5 protein-coding genes are annotated in these 3,519 nt (G+C 61.2%); 4 read left to right on the top strand and 1 reads right to left on the bottom strand.

Annotated elements, in window-relative coordinates:
- From E5W87_RS15965 to msrB, 3 genes are all read left to right on the top strand, one after another.
- Window positions 1–901 (top strand): VWA domain-containing protein (locus E5W87_RS15965; protein WP_292399090.1); only part of this gene is annotated, 901 nt, incomplete at its 5' end.
- A gap of 32 nt (window positions 902–933) precedes the next feature.
- A complete protein-coding gene (locus E5W87_RS15960) occupies window positions 934–1,731 on the top strand; it encodes an MBL fold metallo-hydrolase (protein ID WP_292399087.1) in 798 nt (265 codons plus the stop codon).
- Between the two features lie 107 nt (window positions 1,732–1,838).
- The gene (gene msrB, locus E5W87_RS15955; RefSeq protein WP_292399084.1) at window positions 1,839–2,243 is read left to right on the top strand and encodes a peptide-methionine (R)-S-oxide reductase MsrB; all 405 of its coding nucleotides are present in this window, start codon (window positions 1,839–1,841) and stop codon (window positions 2,241–2,243) included.
- A 60-nt stretch (window positions 2,244–2,303) separates the two neighbouring features.
- Here msrB and E5W87_RS15950 read toward each other — a convergent pair whose 3' ends face one another.
- Complete coding sequence (locus tag E5W87_RS15950) at window positions 2,304–2,642, bottom strand: hypothetical protein (RefSeq protein ID WP_292399081.1); 339 nt, start codon at window positions 2,640–2,642, stop codon at window positions 2,304–2,306.
- Window positions 2,643–2,859: 217 nt separating this feature from the next.
- On the opposite strand from E5W87_RS15950, the gene E5W87_RS15945 reads away from it, so the two are divergent.
- Window positions 2,860–3,369 (top strand): arsenate reductase ArsC, encoded by a 510-nt coding sequence (locus E5W87_RS15945; RefSeq protein ID WP_292399078.1) that lies wholly within the window; start codon window positions 2,860–2,862, stop codon window positions 3,367–3,369.
- Window positions 3,370–3,519: the final 150 nt, after the last annotated feature.

The following is a 3,519-nucleotide window of genomic DNA, read 5'->3' as shown; positions in this document are numbered from 1 at the left end:
CGATGAAGAAAAAAAGCTGGTCGAGGCGCTGGGCGGTTTCGAAAAGCTGATGGAAACGCTGAAGAAGCGACTGGAGGAACAGAAGGGCCGTCATCAGGGCGGTTCGAAATGGATCGGCACAGGCGGCACCTCGTCCTTCGGCGCTTACGGCTACAATCCCGAAGGGGTTCGCATCGGCCAACATGAGAGCCGCAACCCCCGCGCGGTGAAAGTCTGGGACAAGCGCGAATTCAGGAATTTCGACGATGCCGTCGAGCTCGGCACGCGCAACATAAAGATCGCGCTGAAGCGCCTGCGCCGCTGGGTGCGCGAAGGCGCCGAGGAGGAATTCGACCTGCCCGGCACCATCCACGCCACGGCCGAGCATGGCTATCTCGACGTGCAGACACGGCCCGAACGGCGCAATGCCGTGAAGCTGCTGATGTTCTTCGATGTCGGCGGCTCGATGGACGACCACATCAAAAGCGTCGAAGAGCTGTTTTCGGCCGCCCGTGCCGAATTCCGCCAGCTCGAATACTTTTACTTCCACAACTGCCTCTACGAAGGCGTTTGGAAGGACAATCGCCGCCGCCATGCGGAGGTGATTCCGACCTTCGACCTCCTCCATAAATACGGCCCGGACTACAAGGTGATCGTCGTCGGCGATGCCTCGATGAGCCCTTACGAGATCGCCCATCCCGGCGGCTCGGTCGAGCACTGGAACCCGGAGGCCGGCGTCGTCTGGCTCAGTCGCCTGCTGCAGCAATGGCCGAACGCGGTATGGCTCAACCCCGAAAGCGATAAGCACTGGGGCTTCACCCATTCGATCGCCATGATCCGCGACATCTTTGGCGGCCGCATGTTTCCGCTGACGCTCGCCGGGCTGGAAGCCGCGACGAAGCAGCTTTCAAGGAAGCACTGAGTGGATTTTCGGAACGCAAGACAGGAAGACCGATGACCTGTTTCCTTTGCCTGCAGTGTGGCGTCCAATTCGCGGCAACAGCCGCGCCGCCACAACATTGCCCGATCTGCGAGGACGAGCGGCAATATGTGCGCTGGGAGGGCCAGGCCTGGATCACGCCGGAAGAGCTCGCCGCCGGGCATCGGATCGCGATGAAAGACGACGCTGGCGTGCTCGCTTTCGGCATCGAGCCGCGCTTCGCCATCGGTCAGCGGGCGTTGCTGGCGCAAACGCCGCACGGCAATGTCCTGTGGGACTGCATCTCGATGGTCAGCGACGAGGCGGTGGCCGAAATCAACCGACGGGGCGGCCTGACCGCGATCGCCATCTCGCACTGCCATTACTATTCGGTAATGGTCGAGTGGAGCGAGGCGTTTGGCGGCGTGCCGATCTACCTGCACACCGATGATCGCCAGTGGATCATGCGGCCGCATCCGGCTGTGATCAGTTGGGAGGGCGAGACGCGCGCCCTAAACCCCTCGCTGACACTTATCCGTTGCGGCGGTCACTTTGCCGGCGGCCAGGTGCTGCACTGGAAGCGCGACGGCGGCGACGCCATCCTGGCCGGCGACATCTTGCAGGTGACGCCTACGCGCCGCCATGTCAGCTTCATGTACAGCTACCCGAACTACATCCCGCTCAATGCGGCGAAAGTTCTCGGCATCAAGGCTGCGCTGGAGCCTTTCGCGTTCGACCATATCTATGGCGCATGGTGGAACCAGAACGTCATCGGAGATGCAAAGACAGCATTTGCAGCTTCGGTTACGCGGTATCTCGCAGCGATCGCCTGAGGAATTCTTCGCGGCATCGAAAATATGGGCAACGCCGTAACGAATGCCTATTTTAGGCGAACTTGGGAAGGCAACCCAAATAGCGGCATGAGCTAAGAGGCAAAAAGATGGATAGTCACACCTACCCGGTCACCCGCACCGATGCCGAATGGCGCGCGCGCCTGACGCCAGAGCAATATGCGGTGATGCGCAACCACGGCACCGAGCGGCCAGGCAGTTGCGCCTTGCTCCAGGAGAAGCGCGCCGGCACCTTTTCCTGTGTCGGCTGCGACCAGCCCTTGTTTGAATCCAAGCTGAAATTCGAGAGCGGCACCGGCTGGCCGAGCTTCAACGACCCCGTGCCCGGTTCGGTCGAGACGACCGTCGATCGCAGCTACAGCATGGTTCGCACCGAATGCCACTGCGCCCGCTGTGGCAGTCACCTCGGCCACGTCTTCGAGGACGGCCCGCCCCCGACCGGCCTGCGCTATTGCATCAATGGCGTCGCGCTGAAATTCGAGCCGGCTGCCTGACTGGAATTCGACCGTGGCAAAGGACGGCTTCGGCCGCCCCTTGCGGGCAGCACTGTCCTGTCAGACCACCACCACCAGTATCAGCCACAGCACAGCCCCCAGCGTCATCAGCGAAGCCTTGATGCTGGGGGATTTCTCGGCGGTCCGCCACACCGCAAAAGTCAGAAAGAAGTTGTAGGGCACGGGCGCGAAATGCACCGCCAGAACGAGAGCGAGTGGCAGCTTCAGCCCGAGGAGGGTGAGCGCCAGCGCCGACGCTGCGATGTTGATCGCCGTGCCGACAAGGACAAGATCGCGCCAGAACAGCCGATCGAGCGGGGCCGTGCCTTGCCAGCGCGAACGGAAGAAGCCCAGAGCGCGGCTTGCCTCACCGCCTTCGCCTTCGAAGGGAGCACTCATAGGCGCGGCCTTCTCTCTTTCGACAGCCGCAGAAATGTCGACCGCAGCAAGCCTGTCAACGCAAGTCGATCATCAGCACGCAAGCATATGATTTGACAGATTGTCATCAAACGGTCGTGAAACCTTTCTACGTCGCCCTTGTCGGCATCTTGGCAAAGATAAATTGCCGGAATCTGCCGCCCCCCATCATCCAGTCGCCTGTCAAGGAGGTCTTGAGATGAGCGATAATGTCTACAACGTGCTGTTTCTTTGCAACGCCAATTCGGCGCGCTCCATCATGGGAGAAGCCATCCTCAATCGGATCGGTGCCGGCAGGTTCAAGGCATTTTCCGCCGGTTCGCAGCCAAAGGGCGAGGTCAATCCTTACGCACTGCAGCTGCTCGAAAGCCTCAACTACGATACGAGCTTCGCCCGCTCGAAAGGCTGGGACGAGTTTGCCGAGCCCGACGCGCCGGAAATGAACTTCATCTTCACGCTCTGCGACAGCACCGCGAATGAATCATGTCCGATCTGGCCGGGTCATCCGATGACCGCGCTCTGGTCGATACCGGACCCAGCCAAGGCAGACGGCACCGAAGCCGAACTGCACCTTGCCTTTGCCGATGCCTATCGCATGCTCAACAACCGCATCTCGCTGTTCACCAATCTGCGAGTGGATGCACTCGACCATCTGGCGCTGCAACAGCATCTCGATGCGATCGGCCGCGACACGCCGAAGCCGAACTAGGCTCAAGCCGCTGCGACGCGAATTCACGAACCGGCTTCGCCACCCTGGCCCAGAATCTCGGCAACGGCGCGCTCGAAACGCGATGCTTCCGTCACCAGCCAGTCGGCCATGGCCGGCCAATTGTCCTCGGCAAAACAGTTCACCCGCCAC

The organism is Mesorhizobium sp. (assembly GCF_004962925.1).
Classification (GTDB): domain Bacteria; phylum Pseudomonadota; class Alphaproteobacteria; order Rhizobiales; family Rhizobiaceae; genus Mesorhizobium.
Note: the sequence above shows the minus strand (reverse complement) of the source record. Positions and strands in the feature narration are given on the sequence as shown.